Source organism: Brachybacterium sp. AOP25-B2-12 (genome assembly GCF_052378625.1).
GTDB lineage: Bacteria > Actinomycetota > Actinomycetes > Actinomycetales > Dermabacteraceae > Brachybacterium.
The window spans coordinates 62892-78781 of record NZ_JBQSXW010000011.1 but is presented as its reverse complement, the minus strand read 5'-3'; the positions used below and the strand labels follow the sequence as shown (position 1 = coordinate 78781).

At 74.6% G+C, this 15890-nt stretch carries 10 protein-coding genes; 6 read left to right on the top strand and 4 right to left on the bottom strand.

Annotation, left to right across the window (positions count from 1 at the left end):
* Window positions 1-68 precede the first annotated feature (68 nt).
* Together ACT3TZ_RS09705 and ACT3TZ_RS09700 are read left to right on the top strand one after the other, a co-directional pair.
* Complete coding sequence (locus ACT3TZ_RS09705) at window positions 69-3377, top strand: PD-(D/E)XK nuclease family protein (RefSeq protein ID WP_444583208.1); 3309 nt, start codon at window positions 69-71, stop codon at window positions 3375-3377.
* On the top strand, window positions 3374-6787 hold the full coding sequence (locus tag ACT3TZ_RS09700; protein WP_444583207.1) for an ATP-dependent helicase: 3414 nt from the start codon (window positions 3374-3376) through the stop codon (window positions 6785-6787). The genes ACT3TZ_RS09705 and ACT3TZ_RS09700 overlap by 4 nt, the downstream gene beginning before the upstream one ends.
* A 60-nt stretch (window positions 6788-6847) precedes the next feature.
* Here ACT3TZ_RS09700 and ACT3TZ_RS09695 read toward each other — a convergent pair whose 3' ends face one another.
* The gene (locus ACT3TZ_RS09695) at window positions 6848-8062 is read right to left on the bottom strand and encodes a phosphotransferase (RefSeq protein ID WP_444583206.1); all 1215 of its coding nucleotides are present in this window, start codon (window positions 8060-8062) and stop codon (window positions 6848-6850) included.
* Window positions 8063-8108: 46 nt separating this feature from the next.
* Here ACT3TZ_RS09695 and nudC point away from each other — a divergent pair, with 46 nt between their 5' ends.
* The 3 genes from nudC (at window position 8109) to ACT3TZ_RS09680 (ending at window position 12038) form a co-directional block, all read left to right on the top strand.
* Window positions 8109-9095 (top strand): NAD(+) diphosphatase, encoded by a 987-nt coding sequence (gene nudC / locus ACT3TZ_RS09690; RefSeq protein ID WP_444583205.1) that lies wholly within the window; start codon window positions 8109-8111, stop codon window positions 9093-9095.
* A gap of 41 nt (window positions 9096-9136) precedes the next feature.
* Window positions 9137-11314: an ATP-dependent DNA helicase UvrD2 gene (locus ACT3TZ_RS09685; RefSeq protein WP_444583204.1), complete on the top strand. Its 2178-nt coding sequence runs from the start codon at window positions 9137-9139 to the stop codon at window positions 11312-11314.
* 376 nt (window positions 11315-11690) lie between these two features.
* Entirely contained in the window at window positions 11691-12038 is a 348-nt protein-coding gene (locus tag ACT3TZ_RS09680) for a WhiB family transcriptional regulator (protein WP_444583203.1), read from the top strand.
* 106 nt (window positions 12039-12144) lie between these two features.
* Here ACT3TZ_RS09680 and ACT3TZ_RS09675 read toward each other — a convergent pair whose 3' ends face one another.
* Window positions 12145-12303 carry a DUF5679 domain-containing protein gene (locus tag ACT3TZ_RS09675; RefSeq protein ID WP_444583202.1) on the bottom strand — a complete coding sequence of 53 codons (159 nt, stop codon included), beginning with the start codon at window positions 12301-12303 and terminating at the stop codon, window positions 12145-12147.
* Window positions 12304-12907: 604 nt separating this feature from the next.
* Between ACT3TZ_RS09675 and ACT3TZ_RS09670 the strand changes: the two genes are divergently transcribed.
* Window positions 12908-13417: a M48 metallopeptidase family protein gene (locus ACT3TZ_RS09670; protein WP_444583201.1), complete on the top strand. Its 510-nt coding sequence runs from the start codon at window positions 12908-12910 to the stop codon at window positions 13415-13417.
* Between the two features lie 25 nt (window positions 13418-13442).
* On the opposite strand, the gene ACT3TZ_RS09665 is transcribed toward ACT3TZ_RS09670, so the two are convergent.
* On the bottom strand, window positions 13443-14132 hold the full coding sequence (locus ACT3TZ_RS09665; RefSeq protein WP_444583200.1) for an NUDIX domain-containing protein: 690 nt from the start codon (window positions 14130-14132) through the stop codon (window positions 13443-13445).
* Complete coding sequence (locus ACT3TZ_RS09660) at window positions 14129-15739, bottom strand: zinc-dependent metalloprotease (RefSeq protein WP_444583199.1); 1611 nt, start codon at window positions 15737-15739, stop codon at window positions 14129-14131. The genes ACT3TZ_RS09665 and ACT3TZ_RS09660 overlap by 4 nt, the downstream gene beginning before the upstream one ends.
* Between the last annotated feature and the right edge of the window lie 151 nt (window positions 15740-15890).

Below are 15890 nucleotides of genomic sequence, written 5' to 3'. Positions count from 1 at the left end.
ATGAGGTGCCCGGAGCCCGGGGCACCCTGTGCGTCGAAGTGTCGGCGGGCCGTGGTCGAATGACGGACATGGCAGCGCAGGCGACGAGTACGCACGGGACACGGGCCGGGGCCTCCCGGGACCGCGGCTCCGTGGCGCGGCGGGTCGCTCTGCTCCCGCCGGATCCCTCGGCCCTCCCGGGGCCGCTCGGCGAGGAGATGACGGCCCCCCAGCGGCGTGCCCTCACGGCGTGGGCACAGGGCCGGGACGTGCAGGTGCACGGGGCGCCGGGCTCGGGCCGCACCCGGCTGGCCCTGGATGCCGCACTCGCCGGTGCCGTCGAGGGCGCGGCCACGGTCCTTCTGGCGCCGCGCCGCACGGCGGCATCCGCCCTCACCGATGTCGTCTCCCATCGCGGTGGTGGCGCCGGGGTCCGTGTGACCACGCCCGCCGGTCTCGCCTTCTCGACGGTGCGCGCGGACGCCGTCGCGCGCGGACGCGGGGAGCCCACCCTCGTCACCGGCCCGGATCAGGATTCCCTCATCCGGGATCTCGTCGAGGGCATCGAGGACTGGCACGTACCGCTCGACGCCGCGACGCGTCGCCTGCCCGGCTTCCGGACGGAGCTGCGGGACGTGATCCTGCGCGCCGGGGAGCTGGGACTGGGGCCCGACGACCTCGACCGCCTCGCCGCGGCCCGCCGCCGCCCTGCCTGGTTCGACGCCGCCCGGGTCCACCGGCTCTATCTCGACGTCCTGGACCTCGAGGCCTCTGCCGCGATCGACGCCGGCGAGCGCCTCGATGCGGGACGCATGCTCCGACGGGCCGCTCGGATCATCGCCGGCGGCGAGGGCCCGAGGATCGGCGCGGTCGTCGTGGACGACGCACAGGACCTCACCGTCGCCGGCATCGAGCTCGTGCGCGCGCTCAGGGCGTCCGGAGCGCACGTGCTCGTCACCTCCTGTCCCGACGCCGTGGTCGACGCCTTCCGCGGAGCGGTCCCGGACGCCGCAGCCCGCATCTTCGCGACGGTCGGCCGGGCAGAGGAGTCGGCGGCGCGCACCGCTGCGGGACGCCCCGGCCTGGACATCGACATGGGGCCCTCGCTGCGCACGCCCGTGACGGCCCGACCGATGATCGCCCACCTGCGTGCACGGCTGCCGCTGGCCGGCGCCGGGGCCGCTGCCCGGCGCGTCGAGCCCCCCGCTGCGCACGCCGGCGCTGAGCCCGCGAGCCCTGCGGTCGCGGTGCTCCGCGCGCCCGGCGAGATCGAGGAGGCCCGCCGGATCGCCTCCGTGCTGCGCGGGCTGCACCATGGTGAGGGCGTGGACTACGAGCAGATGGCGATCGTCTGCCGCTCCGGCTCCGCCGTGGACGATCTCGCGGACCAGCTGCAGCGCCAAGGGCTGCCCGTCTCGACCGCGCAGCGGCTGCGGCCCCTGCGGGAGGAGCCCGTCGTCGCCGACCTCCTGCGGATCGTCGAGCTCGCGGTCGAGCACGCGACGCCCGCGCCGGAGGAGGCCGACGCCCTGCTGCGGGGACCCTTCGGCGACGCCGACGCCCTGCGCCTGCGGCGGATCCGCCGTCTGCTGCTGCACACGGCCCCGCCGAGCACGGCCGACGACGCCTCCGACGGGGCGCCCCCGGATTCCGCCGAGCTCCTCGCACGGGCCCTCGTGGCCGAGCACGTCCCGGTCCTCGACCAGCCCGAGCGGGAGCGCACGGCCGTCCCTCTCGTGCGGATCCGTCGGATGATCGCGGCGGTCCGCGAGCTGGGGCCGCGCCCCGCCGCGGCGGACACGCTGTGGGCGGCGTGGTCGGCGGCACGCCTCGCCGAGGGGTGGCGCGACGCCTCCCTCGAGACCGACGACCTCGATGCGGCCGGAGCCCGCGGGCGCCTCGCGGGACGCCGCCTCGACGCCGTGACGGCGCTGTTCGCGTCGGTGGAGCGGTTCACCGACCGTCGACCGCTGGCCGACGCGCTCGTCTTCGCCGAGCACGTCCGCACCCAGGCCGTGGCCGAGGACTCCCTCGCACCTCGTGGCCGCATGGGCGCCCGGGTCCGGGTGCTGACGCCTGCCGCGATCGCCGGCGAGGAGGTCGACACCGTGGTCCTGGCCCGGGTCCAGGAAGGCATGTGGCCCAACACCCGGATCCGGTCGACGCTCTTCGGGGCGGCGGAGCTGCCGCTCGCCGCGGAGGACCCCGACCTCCCCCTTGATCCGGCCTCGCTGCGCGCCGTCCAGCGCGAGCTGGTGCTGGCCGACGAGCTGCGCCTGGCGGTGAGCGCCCTGTCACGGGCCCGGCGTCGGATCCTCGTCACCGCCGTCGACAGCGACGACCTGGCACCCTCCGCGCTCGTCGACGTGATCGCCCGCACGGGAGGGCCCAGCTGGGTCGATCCGGAGCAGATCGCCGCCGATCCCGGCCCCGCCCCGGACCCCCGGCGGCTCGTCGCCGCCCTGCGCCGCCGCCTCCTGGATGTTGCCGAGCCGCCCGCGGCGCGGCGCGACGCCGCGTCCCTGCTCGCGCGGCTGCGGGACGTCGATGCCCCCGGTGCCGACCCTCGCAGCTGGTACCACCAGAGCGCCTCGAGCGACACGGGGGTGCTCGACGCCGACGGGATCGTCGCCCTCAGCCCCTCGTCCCTCGAGCGCGCCCACGAGTGCCCGCAGGCCTGGCTGCTCGAGCGCGCCGGCGGCAGACCCGCGGCTGGCCCCGCGCAGAGCATCGGCACCGCCGTGCACCGGATCGCCCAGGACCACCCGGCCGGGCCCGCCGAGATCGGCCCCGACGGCGCTCCCCGCGACCTGCTGGCCGAGCTCACCGCGCTGCTGGCACCCCTGCACCTCGACCGCACCTGGTCCACCCGTCGGCTGCTGTCCCGCGCCGAGGACGCCGTCCGCCTGCTGTCCCAGCACCTGCAGGTCACGGGGCTGCCGCTGGCCGTCGAGGCACCGTTCGAGGTGCGGCGCGGCGACGTCGAGCTGCGCGGCTCGATCGACCGGGTCGAGGGGGACGCCACCGGGCTGCGGGTCGTCGACCTCAAGACGGGACGAGCCCCGAAGTCCGCGGCCGACGCCGCCGAGGATCTCCAGCTCGCCGCCTACCAGACCGCGGTCCGTGACGGCGCGCTCGCCGACCTCCTGGGGCAGGACGCGCCGTCCCGGCTGCACGGAGCGCAGCTCGTGTACGTCGGCACGGGAACCGCCAAGCCCTCCGTGCGGGTCCAGGGCGCCCTCGCCGAGGCCGAGAACCCCGCCTGGTTCGACGAGCTCCTCGCGGGCGTCGCCCGCGACGTGCGCGGCAGCCACGTCACGGCACGGCGCAACGCCCACTGCGATCGCTGCCCCGTGCGCCGCACCTGCGCGCTCTGGCCCGAGGGAGCCGAGCTGTGAGCGCCGCCCTCAGCGCCGCACGCCTCGCGGCCCTCATGGACCGACCGTCCCCCACGGCCGAGCAGACCGCCGTGATCGAGGCCGATCCGGGACCCATGCTCGTCGTCGCCGGCGCCGGCAGCGGCAAGACCGAGACCATGGCCTCCCGCGTGGTGTGGCTGATCGCCAACGGGATCGTCGAGCCCCGGCAGGTGCTGGGACTGACCTTCACCCGCAAGGCCTCCATCGAGCTGTCCGAGCGGATCGGATCGCGACTGGCGCTCCTGGCCACGGCGCTGCGAGGCGAGGGGATGGCCCTGCCGCCGGGCCTCGAACGCACCGACGAGGACCTGCTGGGCCAGCGCCCCGCCGTCCGCACCTACAACGGCTTCGCCCTGGACCTCGTGACCGAGCACGCGCTCGACGTGGGGCTGGACCCCGAGTTCTCGATGCTCTCGCCGTCGGCCTCCTGGCAGCTCGCACACGAGATCGTCGAGTCCTCCACGGACGAGCTGGCTCTGGATGCCTCGCCGTCCACGATCACCGCGGCCCTGGTCGCCTTCACCTCCTCCCTGTCCGACCACCTCGTCGCGCCCGCCGCGGCCGACGCCCTCCTGCGCAAGATCCGGGACCATCTCTCGGGCATCCCCCTGCAGGCCGAGGGCAAGCGTCGCGTGACCCCGAAGCCGGTGCTGGCTGCGCTCGCCGCGATCGAGGGGAGGCTCGCGCTGCTGCCGCTCGTCGAGCGGTTCGCCGCGGTGCGCCGCGAACGCGCCGCCCTCGACTTCTCCGACCAGGTGACGCTCGCCGCACGGATCGCCCAGGGTGTGCCTGCCGCAGGCGAGCTCTCGCGGGACCTGCACCGGGTGGTGCTGCTCGACGAGTTCCAGGACACCTCGGTTGCCCAGCTCGAGCTGCTGTCCGGTCTGTTCGGCGCCGGGCACGCGACCTGCGCAGTCGGGGACCCCCAGCAGGCGATCTACGGGTGGCGCGGCGCCTCCAGCGCGTCCCTCGCCGCCTTCGTGCGGGCCTTCGGCACGCCCGAGCGGCCCGTGGTCCAGCGCACCCTGTCGACCTCCTGGCGCAACGACGAGGCGCCGCTGGCCGTGGCCAACCGCATCGCGGGCCCCTTGCGCGCCGACGCCGGGGGTGTGCGGATCCCCGAGCTCGCCGCCCGGCCCGGCGCGGGGGAGGGGGCCGTCGAGGTCATGGAGACCGCCGACGAGGAGTCCGAGGCCCGCGCGATCGCCCGGTGGATCCTCGAGCGCCGGCACGAGACCGATCCACCGCGGGGCACCCCCGCGGCCGACGGCGGAGGCCCCTCCGTCGACCATCCCGCCGATCCCGGTGCGACCGCCGCCGTGCTGGTGCGGACCCGCCGCCAGATCGCCCCGCTCGTCCAGGGACTCGAGGAGGCCGGACTTGTCGTCGAGGTGGTGGGCCTGGGCGGGCTGCTGCACCGGCCCGAGGTGGCCGACGTCCGGGCGCTCCTCGAATGCGTCCACGACCCCGGGCGCGGCGATTCCCTGATGCGACTGCTCGCGGGACCCCGCTTCCGGCTCGGCGCCCGCGACCTCGCGGTCCTGGGGCGGTGGCGCGAGCACCTCGCCTCACGTGCCCGCCGGATCTCCGCGCACGACGCGGACGACGCCGTGCGGCGCCTCGTCGCCGACGACGCCGAGGACGTCACCCTCCTCGATGCCCTCGACGACCTCCCCTCCCTCACCTGGGAGGACAGGGAGGAACGCACGCTCAGTCCCACGGGGCGCCAGCGCCTGCTGGGGCTCCAGGAGGTCCTGCGGGGCATGCGACGACGCACCTCCCTCGCCCTGCCCGACCTCGTGACCGCCGCGACGCAGGCCTTGGGGGTGGACCTCGTGCTCCTGGCCGATCCCGCTCGGGACCCAGCCCGCGCGCTCCACGACCTCGAGGCCTTCCGCGACCATGCGGCCGAGTTCGAGCGGACGGCCCTGCGCCCGGGACTGGGGCCGTTCCTGGCTCTGCTGGACGTCAGCGAGGACAAGGAGGCGGGGCTCGCAGTCACCGCCGGGGAGGCCGCGACGGACCCCGCCGCCGTCACCATCGTGACGATGCACGCCGCCAAGGGGCTCGAATGGGACCTCGTGGTGGTCGCGGGCCTCGCCGAGGGAACCCTGCCCAGCTACGACCTGCGCCGCGCCCGGACGGGCGAGGACGGGGTCGTGCGGGTGCCGAGTCCCGGCTGGCTGGGGCCCCTGTCCGATGCCGCCGTGCCCACCGCGCTGCGCGGGGACGCCGATCAGCTCCCGGACCTCGCCTGGGCCGAGGCCGACACCCAGGTCGAGGCCGAGGAGCTGCTGCAGGACTACTACGAGCGGGCGGGGACCGCCGCGATGACCGAGGACCGTCGCCTCATGTATGTCGCCGTCACCCGCGCGCGTCGCCGCCTGCTGCTGACCACGGCCGCCTGGCGGGGCACCCGCAGGACCCCGCAGCCGCGCTCGCGCTACCTCACCGAGATCCTGCCGCTCGTCCCCGAGCGGTTCCGCACCCAGGAGGAGATCCCCGAGGAGAACCCGCTGGTGCGGGTCGCCGATCACGCGCAGTGGCCCCCGGAGCCCGCCGAACCCGAGAGGCTCCGGGCGGCCGCCGCCGAGCTCGTCGCCGGGGCAGGACCGGTGCCCGAGGACGCCGAGCTCGCCGAGCAGACCCGGCGCGTGATCGCGGACCTGGAGTCGCGTCGAGGCTCGATCCCCGTGCGGGCGCCCTCGCGCATGTCGGCCTCCGAGGTCGTCGCCCGCGCCCGCGATCCCGAGCAGGCCTCGTGGGACCTGCTGCGGCCCCTGCCACGGCGTCCGTCCCCCGCGGCGCGGCGCGGAACCAGCTTCCACGCCTGGCTCGAGGAGCGCTTCGGTGCGGCCACCCTCCTGGACCTCAGCGACCTCACCGAGCTGGCCGACGACTCGGATCCCTTCGAGGTCACGGACCAGGTCGACGGTCACGAGTCCGTCGACGACACGGAGCAGTTCGACGGCACGGCGAGCCGCGGCCGGAGCGACGCCGTGGTGCTCGCCGAGATGCGAGAGGCGTTCGAGCGGTCGCCCTGGGCCGAGCGGACCCCGGTGGCCGTCGAGGAGCCGGTCACCACCACGATCGGCGGCATCGCCGTGCGCGGCGTGATCGACGCGATCTACGAGGACGAGGACGGCGTCGTGATCGTCGACTGGAAGACCGGGCGCCCGCCCACGGGACGCGACCGTCGTGCCCGGGCGCTGCAGCTGTCGGTGTACCGGCTCGCGTGGCACGAGCGCACGGGTACGCCGCTCTCGAGGATCCGGACGATGTTCCACTACGTCGCCGCGGGGGTCACCCACGAGGTCCGCGACCACCCGGATCGCGAGGAGCTCGCCGAGCTGCTCTCCGCGGGGCCGGCCGGCGCCGGAGGGGACTGACCGGAGCTGAGCGGAGTCGGGCGGCGTCGGGCCGAGCCAGGTCGGGCCGAGCGGACCCGGTCAGCGTTCGATCGGACCGCGCTCGACCGGTCCGCGGTTGCGATCTGCGTCCCGATCCGCGACGGCCGGACCGTCGGTCTCGTCGGACACCGCCGTCCCGGCCTTGTGCTCCTCGGGCGCTCGCACCTCGACGTCCACCTCGACCTCGATCTCCTCGACCTCGATCGTCACGTCGCCGTCCTCCCCGGCGTGATCGGGGTCGAGGTCTCGATCGCCCTCGGCGTCCCATCCTGCATCGTCGGCATCGGCCGCCTCGGCGGCGCGCGACCCCGCGGCGAGGTCGTCGTATCGACGTTCGGCCTCCTCGCGGGCGAGCTGGGCCAGGTCGTGATCCAGATCGTCGAGCATCCCGCGGGCGTCCGCGATGATCTCCTCGTCCTCGGAGTCGATGCCGTGCAGCAGCCAGTCGACCACCGCGAACTCCCCGAGGACCTGCGCGCGCTCGAGCGTGCGGGGGTGCGGGGTGACCGGCAGGGCGGCCGTGTAGGCCGCGAACAGGGCGTCGACGTGATCGGGGTCCAGCGCCGAGACCAGCCAGGCCAGATCCGCGGCGGGATCGCCGGTGCTCGCCTCATGCCACCCCGTGACCCCGGTGATCGCCTCGCCGTCCCGGAACAGCGCCTCCTCGCTCAGGGCGCCGTGCACGAAGCAGGGGTGCAGGTCCCACAGGTCGTCGTCGGCCAGGACGGCATCCCAGCGCTGGGCGACCGTGGCGGGCAGCCCGGACTCCTCCCGGGCACGCTCGACGCGCGCGCGGTGCCCACGGCGCAGGGCGTCGGCGGTGAAGGTCTCGACCCCCGCCGACTCGGCGACGTAGGCGGGCACGGCGTGGATCCGGGCGATCACCTCGCCGAGGGATCGCGCCAGACGCAGGCTCGCGCCGAGCCGGTCGAACAGGACGGGCACACCGTGCGGCGGTGCGGTCACGGCGGCGCGGCCGCCCTCGGGCAGACGCGCGAAGCCGATCGCCGTGGTCACGAGGGGAGCCAGCGAGGTGCCCGCGAGGGCATCGGTGACGTGCACGTCCTTCTCCAGGTGCGCTCCGGCGGCGGCGGTCGTCGGGGCGGTCACGAGCACCCGGCGGCCGTCGGTGCCGATGATCCCCGCCACGTCGAACTCGTCGATCGGGGTCGCCACCGGGATGGTCCGCGCGGGCTCGAGTCCCGGGACGGCGGAGACCGCGAGCGCTGCCAGGGTGTAGGAGTTGCGTCGCACGCACCCCACCGTACTGTGTCGCCCCTGCGCCAGTACGGTGGGACACATGCCGACTGCCAGCGATGATCGAGGTTCTCACCCCACTCCCACCTCCGGGGCCCCGGGCCCCAGCACGCCTCGTCCCCGCGGCGCCCATGCGCCCGCGCCGCTCGCCGGGATCCGCGTCGAGCGCGATGCCGCTGAGCGCGAGGACGATGCCGCCCTCGCCCCGGGCGAGGACGTCCGCTACCTCGTGACCAGCGGTGTCTCCGTGAGCATCGAGGACGGAGCCGACGGGTCCCGTCTCGCCTGGGAGCGCGAGGACCCCCGCGGCGGGGCCACGGCGACCCTCGTCTACCTGGGCCGCACCGACGGCCTGCGACGGATCGCCGCGGAGATCCCCGAGCCCGGAGGCGAGCTCGACGACCCGGGCCGCGATCTCCGGGAGCTGCGGCGCGTCGCGGTCGACCTCCCGCGCGAGGAGGCGGGCCTGGCGCTGACGGCCGTGGGCATGGGCGGCTGGCACCGCTCGATGCGTCACTGCCCGCTGTGCGGCGAGCTCCTGGCCCCGGAATCCTCGGGCTGGGTGCTGCGCTGCACCGCGGACGGCTCCCTGCACTTCCCCCGCACCGATCCCGCGGTGATCATGGCGGTGCGCGACGAGACGGACCGCCTGCTCCTGGCGCGCAACGCCGGGTTCCGGGGCCGTTTCCACTCCGTCCTGGCCGGGTTCGTCGAGCCGGGGGAGACCCTCGAGGCGGCGGTCGCCCGGGAGGTCGAGGAGGAGGTCGGCGTGATCGTCGAGGAGGTCGAGTACGCCGGCAGCCAGCCATGGCCCTTCCCCCGCTCTCTGATGCTGGGATTCCGCGCCTGGGCACGGACCTCCGGCGCGCTGCGTCTGCAGGCGGAGGAGATCGCCGAGGCCGACTGGTTCACCCGCGAGGCGCTGACCACGGCGCTCGAGCAGGGGGAGGTGCTGCTCCCCGGATCGGCGTCGATCGCCCGCGCCCTCATCGAGGACTGGTACGGAGGGGCGCTGCCGGGCGAGGAATGAGCCGCGCCGGTTCGTCGGAGTCCGATGGGACACTGGAGACGATGTCCGACACCGAGAACGAGAACGTCACCGTGCACGGCACGCAGGACGTCGACGCCGAGCCCTCCCCGCGCCACGTGGCGACCGACGAGGAGATCCTCGCGGCCCTGGATCCCGAGCAGCGTGAGGTCGCCACCAGCTTCGACGGTCCGCTGTGCGTCCTGGCTGGCGCCGGCACCGGCAAGACCCGGGCGATCACCCACCGGATCGCCCACGGCGTGGCGATCGGCCGGCTGAACCCGCGTCACGTCCTGGCCGTGACGTTCACCGCCAAGGCCGCAGCGGAGATGCGATCGCGCCTGCGCGACCTGGGGGTCCCCGCCGTCCAGGCCCGGACCTTCCACGCCGCCGCCCTGCGCCAGCTGCGCCACTTCTGGCCGCGCGTGGTCGGTGGGGCGATGCCCGAGATCATGCCGCAGAAGTTCGCCGGCGTCGCCGAGGCCTGCCAGCGCCTCCATCTGTCCGTGGACCGTGCGGCCCTGCGCGACATCGTCTCCGAGGTCGAGTGGTCCCGCGTCTCGATGCTGACGCCCGAGACGTATGCCGAGGCCGCGGCCCGCTCGGGCCGGCCCGGTGTCGCGGGCTTCGAGCCCCGCTCCATCGCCCGCATCCTCACGCAGTACGAGGAGGTCAAGCGCGAGCGCCACGTCATCGACTTCGAGGACGTCCTGCTGCACATGGTGGGGATCCTCACCGATCGCCCCGATGTGGCGCGCGAGATCCGCGGGCAGTACCGCCACTTCGTGGTCGACGAGTACCAGGACGTCTCGACGCTGCAGCACGCCCTGCTGCGGCTGTGGCTGGGACCGAGCACGGACCTGTGCGTCGTCGGCGACGCCTCGCAGACGATCTACACCTTCGCGGGCGCCCGGGCATCGTTCCTGCTGGACTTCGCGCGGGAGTTCCGGGGCGCGCGGATGATCCGTCTCGAACGCAACTACCGCTCCACGCCCCAGATCGTGCGGCTGGCCAACACCGTGCTCGACGGCGCCCAGGGCCGCACGCGCGCCCAGCGCCTGACCCTCGTGGCCCAACGCCCCGACGGCCCCCCGCCGGTGATCGAGAGCTATCCGGACGATCCCGCGGAGGCCGAGGGCACCGCCGAGCGCATCGCGCTGCTCGTCGCGGAGGGGCGACCCGCTGCGGACATCGCCGTGCTGTTCCGCACCAACTCCCAGTCCGAAGCGCTCGAGCAGGCCCTGACAGCCCGCAGCATCGGCTATCTGGTGCGCGGCGGGGACCGCTTCTTCGAGCGTCAGGAGGTGCGGCGCGCCCTGATGGCCCTGCGCACCGCGGCGCGGGTCGACGCCGATGCAGAGCCCGGCCCGATGGCCCGCGACGTGCTCTCCCAGATGGGCTGGGCGCCCGCGGCACCGGAGTCCACCGGAGCCGTCCGCGAACGGTGGGACGCGCTGAACGCCCTCGTGGTCCTCGCCGACACGGTGGGTGCACGCCCGGGCGCCTCCCTGGTGGACCTGGTGCGCGAGCTCGACGAGCGCGCCGAGGCGCAGAGCGCTCCGACGGTGGACGGGGTCACCCTCGCCTCGATCCACGCCGCCAAGGGCCTCGAATGGCCCGTGGTGCACGTCGTCGGGGCCAGCGAGGGACTGCTGCCCATCTCCATGGCCAGGACCCGGCCCGAGATCGAGGAGGAGCGGCGGCTGTTCTACGTCGCGCTGACCCGTGCCCGGGACCTGCTGACCGTCTCCTGGTCCCAGGCCCGCACCCCCGGTGCCCGCGGCTCCCGCAAGCCCTCCCGCTTCCTCGACGGCGTGCTCGATGCCCCCGGGCGTGCCACCGGCACGGGACCCTCACCGCGCCGCACCGGACGACGCACGGCCACCCTGCACACCGAGTGCCGGGTGTGCGGGGGAGGGCTCGTGACCCCGCACGACCAGCGCCTGGGGCGCCACGCCACCTGCCCCTCGACCCGCGACGACGCCGTGCTGGAGGCCCTGAGGTCCTGGCGTCAGGACACCGCGGCCGATCACGGCGTGCCGGCCTTCGCGGTGCTCACCGAGAAGGCGCTGGAGGCCCTCGCCGAGCGGGACCCGCGCAGCCGCGCGGAGCTGCTGGCGGTCCCGGGGATCGGCGCGAGGAAGGTCGAGCGGTTCGCCGACGACGTCCTGCGGATCCTCCTCGACCATCGCCAGCGCGACGAAGACGCAGGTCAAAAATAGGTTCCGCAGTTCTGCGACGCGGTGTAGGCTCGCCGTGTCCGATGTCGTCATCGTGGCCCGGGAGACCGGACCACGCGAAGAAGAGAGGAGGTGTCGCAGTGATCGACAACATCAACGAACCAGCCGGCGTGACCACGCCCGCGCGCGCTCGGTATGCCGTCGACGGCGGCGCCTCCGAGCAGCACGGTCGTCCTCGTGGCGGGGAGTTCCTTCCCCTCCGAGGTCAGTCCTGACCCGACCCCCGGCCTGACGGCCACCGGTCCGGTCGCGCGGCACAGCCGCCGCCCTGCTGGTCATCGCACCACCCGCCTCACGGCCGGTCGGTCCCGATGCCCCCTCTCCTCTTCCAAACTCGACGATCCAGGAATCCACGACGATGACCGACGTCATGACCCGTGCCGTGTCCACACGTCCCACGACCGCCATGCTCCCGTGCCAGACCGAGGCGGCGGACCTGTTCTTCTCCGAACGTCCCGCCGACCTCGAGGCCGCCAAGGTCCTGTGCGCCGACTGCCCCCTCCGCCGCGAATGCCTCGAGGGCGCTGTCGCGCGCTCCGAGCCCTGGGGCGTCTGGGGCGGGGCCATCTTCCAGGCCGGCGAGATCATCGCCGTCAAGCGTCCCCGGGGCCGTCCCCGCAAGAACACCGAGATCACCGCGACCGCCACGAGCTCGTCGGCTCCTGCGCCCGCTGCGGCCCCCGCGCTGCACGGGCGGGCAGCCTGAGCCCGAGGCGCTCGTGCGCTCGACCAGGACGCGAGAGGCGGGACACCGATGTGGTGTCCCGCCTCTGGCGTTCCCGGGCGCGGCCCGGGGTCGGCGTGCCCTGCGATCAGGCCTTGCCGAGGATGCGGTTCAGCTTGGTGCCGCACACGGGGCACACGGCCTTGGCCATGCGACGGCCGTTGGAGACGACGACATCGCCCTCGGCCTCGCGCTTCTCGCGGCACTTCACGCAGTAGAACTCGCCGTTGTACTTCTCGTCAGCCATGCATACTCCTTCACTGGGTCCGCGGGAGGTGGCGGGCGGTATGCCTGCCGGTCCGGCGGAAGACGTCCGGCCCACTGTAGCGGCCTCACGCCTGAGCGGCGAAAGCACGAGGGTGCGGGCGCGTCGCCGCAGGCCCGCGCACGCTTCGGGAGAGGTGGCCCGCAAGGGCCGGGGAAGTGCGTGCAGCGGGGTGCCGACGGTCGTCGGGATGGGCCGGGTGGGGACCCGGGATCCGGACGGACCGGCACCGACGATGGTGCCGTGTCCGTGGGACCCCGGGGGCGCTCAGCACCACGCGCACCTTCCCCGTGTACGTCCTGCTAGTTATCCCGGGGTCCCACTGCCCCAGAACGTATGTCCCCTGCTGCTCGACGTCAAAAGAGCCACGGGGGACGACCTGTGGACAACTGCCCCGCGGACGGGGACGCGCTGTGGGCGGGGGTGTGGGTGCACTGTTGACGACACGCCGGAGCGGTCCGGATGCGACGCTGTGACCCGCACCGATCCCGTGCACAGCATGGGGACGACACGCGGGCGTGGGATCGTGGTGATCATGAACGATCGCGTACCACATGATGGGATCACCGGACCGAACGGTGAGCCGGTGTTCGTCCGGCGCTCGGCCCGTCGTCGGCGCACCGTGAGCGTGAGCCGGCGCGGCGGGGGCCTCGAGGTCGCGATCCCCTCGACCTTCTCCCGCCGCCAGGAGGCCGAGTGGGTCCGTACCATGGTCGAGCGGGTCCGGGCGCGTGAGGCCTCCGCGCCCCGCGACGACGCGGATCTCGCGGCCTTCGCGGCGCGGCTGAACGACCGGTACTTCGACGGACGGCTGCGACCGCGCTCGATCACCTGGAGCGTGCGGCAGCAGCGCTCCCGCTGGGGATCGTGCACGCCGTCGGAGCGCACCATCCGCATCTCGACACGGCTGCAGCACATGCCCGAGTACGTCCTGGGCTACGTGCTGGTCCACGAGCTGGCCCACCTGGTCGAGGGAGGCCATGGACCCGAGTTCTGGCGGCTCGTCGAGCGCTACCCGCAGACGGAACGGGCTCGCGGCTTCCTGGACGGCGTCAGCCACGCCGAGGGACACGCCGGGGCCGACCCCGAGGGGTGACGGAGCAGGCCGTGACGGGGCGAGATCAGCCCAAGGCCTCGTCGAGCACGGGGCCCAGGGCCGTGAGGGTGCGCGCGAGGTCCGGGACGGTGCCCGGTGGCACCTGCGGCGTGGCGCGCCGGCCCTGCGCGTCGCGCGGCCACGGGACCCAGATCACCTGGGGCGTCTCGCCGCTGGGTGCCAGCGGCAGGGCGGACGCCGGAGCGGAGCCACGCAGCAGCAGCTGGACGTCCCAGTGCTCGCGGCACCTGCCGAACGCCGCCGAGAGCGCATGGGCGTGGAGCATCGCGGGCCCCCGTCCCAGACGCTCCAGGTCATCCAGTCCGGTCTCCTCGCGCACCTCGCGCCGCGCCGCGGACTCGAAGGTGGTCTCGCCCGGATCCAGGTGGCCGCCCGGCTGGACCCAGAACCGACCCTTGGCGTGCCAGACGAGCGCCACATGCTCTCCCGGTCCGTCGACGACGATCGCGCTCGCGGTGAGGTGACGGGGCCCGCCGTCGCGCAGCAGGGCCTCGGGGTGCTCGCGCACGAGGGCGAGGAATCGCTCACGGAGTGCGGGGTCGATGGCCGGGGACTGGGCACGTTCGAGGTCGTCCAGGGCCGCGGTCGCCGCAGGCGGGTGCGCCCTCGAGCCCTGGGGATCCGCCGCGGGGGAGTGCGCCCTCGGGTCCGAGGGATCCTCCGCGGAGGAGGGCGCGGCGGCCTCAGGGGTCACCGGTACGTGGTGCCGGGGTCGACGTCCGGACGGTCGGCGTCGGGACCATCGGCGTCGGGACCATCGGTGACGGGGCCATCGGCGTCGGGGCCGTCATCGCTCGGGTCCGCGCCGGCGCCCGGGCTCGTCCCGGCGTCGCCGCCCGTGGTCGGGTGGACGCCGCCGATGCCGTCCTCGCGCGGCGCGTCCGCATCGCCCTCACCGGACAGCAGGCGCTCGAGCTCGGCGTCGAAGTCGACGGGGATCTCGACCGCGGCCTCGTCCTCCGCGCCGTCGGCCGGGGCCGCGGGTGCCTGCGGGCGCCCGCTCAGGACCTCGGCCGTGGGCAGCAGGTCGGGGTGCTCCCAGACCTTGTCGCGCCCCTCGACGCCCTCGGTGGCCGTGACGGACTCCCACCAGGCCAGCGCCTCGCGCACGCGGCGCGGGCGCAGCTCGATGCCCACCACCTGGGTCAGCATCTGCTCGGCGGGGCTGCCGGAGGCGCGGCGGCGTCGCACCACCTCGCGCATCGCCTCGAGACCCGGCAGCTTGTCGCCCAGGGCGGTCGCGACGACGTGGTCCACCCAGGCCTCGACGAGGGCCAGGGTCGTCGCGAGCTCCACGAGCGCGCGCTCCTGGGACTCGCGACGGGTGAAGACGAACATGCCCTCGGGGGAGTTCTGCGCCATCGCCTGGGGATCGGACATGTCGAGGTTGCGCACGGTCTCGTCGAGCGCGTCGAGGTCCAGGGTGATGCCCCGGGCGTAGTCCTCGATCGCGCCGAACAGCTGTCTCGGCAGCCAGGGCACCGCCGAGAACAGGGCCGTGTGCGCCAGCTCCCGTGCGGCCAGGAAGATCCGTGCCGCCGAGGGATCGAGCTGGTTGTCGCGGACCAGGTCGTCGACGTTGGCCGCGACCAGCGCCGGGGTGCCGTCAGGGCCCAGCGGGAGGGACAGGTCCGTCGTGCCCGACTCCTCGCGGGCCAGCGAGCCGATGGCATGACCGAACTGGACGCCGAACATCGTCCCGCCCATCCGCTCCATCATCGCGCGGGGGTCACCCGTGGGGAGGTCCGCGGCGAGCTGCTGCATCTGGGCGGCCAGCGCATCCCCGATCGCCCCGGACATGTAGGTCGCGACGGGCTCGACGATGCTCTGCCAGCGGGGGAGCGTGCGGTGGACCCAGGTGCCCCGGCTCCACACCTCCAGGGGACGGGCAGGCATGTCGACCGCGATCTGCGGATCCAGCCACAACGCGGCCACGTGCGCCGCCTCCTGCAGGCTCGAGATCTGCTCGGGCGTGGGGGAGGGGTCGCCGGGCGAGCCCACGACGTCCGGCGCGCCGGGGATCCGGACCTGACCCGAGGCGGTCTGCCGCGCGAGATCGTGGCCGAGCTTCCAGTTCACCGCGCCCTCGCCGGCGCTGTCGAACATGTGCTGCATCTGCTGGGCGGCCGCGCGCAGCTGGTCGGGGTTCTGCGGAAGGTTCGCCTGGCGCGCGAGCGCGGCCAGGTCCACGCCGTCCAGGGCGCCCTCGGGCAGCTGCCCGCCGAAGACCTCCTCGAGGAACTTGCGCAGGTTCTGCTCGTCGTCTCCGGCGCCACCGGCGCCGACGGGGTTCTCGCTCACGGGATCCTCCAGGTGTCGCCATGCGCCGGGCCACGGCGCGGGATGGATGCCTGCACCCTAGCCACGCTCTCTTGAAGACCGCAGGGAGCCGGCCGCATTCCGCGACGGGCGGACGGACGGTCCTCGGGCGGACACCGGGAGACGCGCGTGC

Bases quoted from the DNA above. Each gene is read 5' to 3' on its own strand.
- ACT3TZ_RS09705 (WP_444583208.1), top strand. From the start codon at position 69: ATGGCAGCGCAGGCGACGAGTACGCACGGGACACGGGCCGGGGCCTCC.
- nudC (WP_444583205.1), top strand. From the start codon at position 8,109: ATGCCGACTGCCAGCGATGATCGAGGTTCTCACCCCACTCCCACCTCC.
- ACT3TZ_RS09685 (WP_444583204.1), top strand. From the start codon at position 9,137: ATGTCCGACACCGAGAACGAGAACGTCACCGTGCACGGCACGCAGGAC.
- ACT3TZ_RS09680 (WP_444583203.1), top strand. From the start codon at position 11,691: ATGACCGACGTCATGACCCGTGCCGTGTCCACACGTCCCACGACCGCC.
- ACT3TZ_RS09675 (WP_444583202.1), bottom strand. From the start codon at position 12,303: ATGGCTGACGAGAAGTACAACGGCGAGTTCTACTGCGTGAAGTGCCGC.